Here is a 437-nt window from a genome sequence, read left to right on the forward strand (position 1 = left end):
GCAAAAGTCTTGTAGTTAGAGAGAGGAATCTAAAGATAAAGAATGATTGTACTTGCTTTTGTTCTCTCTGAATGACATAGGGAAGGTTTAATCGATATTAAACTGTTTTTCTGCTCCTTTTACTTCAGCAGAGATGGTGACAGTCTCACCTTTTTGAAGCGTTTCTGGCAAAACCTTTGCACTTGTGACAACATTGATTTTACGCTTCTTCATTAGCAGTTGCATTTCCTTGGAAATTTCTTTGTCTTCTTTTGGTAAAATGCGATCCGCATATTCAATCACCGTCACTTCAACCCCAAAATCGGACAGCATTGATGCCCATTCAATTCCAATCACACCGCCACCAACGATGATGATTGATTGAGGAAGTGATTCCATTTGCATCGCTTCATCTGAAGTCATTACGAATTCACCATCTATGTCTAATCCCGGTAAAG

At 39.1% G+C, this 437-nt stretch carries 1 pseudogene; it reads right to left on the bottom strand.

The features are described 5' to 3' along the window. Positions 1-90 precede the first annotated feature (90 nt). Positions 91-437, bottom strand: a pseudogene (locus tag PZE06_RS26320) (NAD-binding protein); the annotation flags it as partial.

Origin of the sequence: Robertmurraya sp. DFI.2.37, from assembly GCF_029211245.1 — a bacterium.
Taxonomy (GTDB): domain Bacteria; phylum Bacillota; class Bacilli; order Bacillales; family Cytobacillaceae; genus Robertmurraya; species Robertmurraya methanolica_A.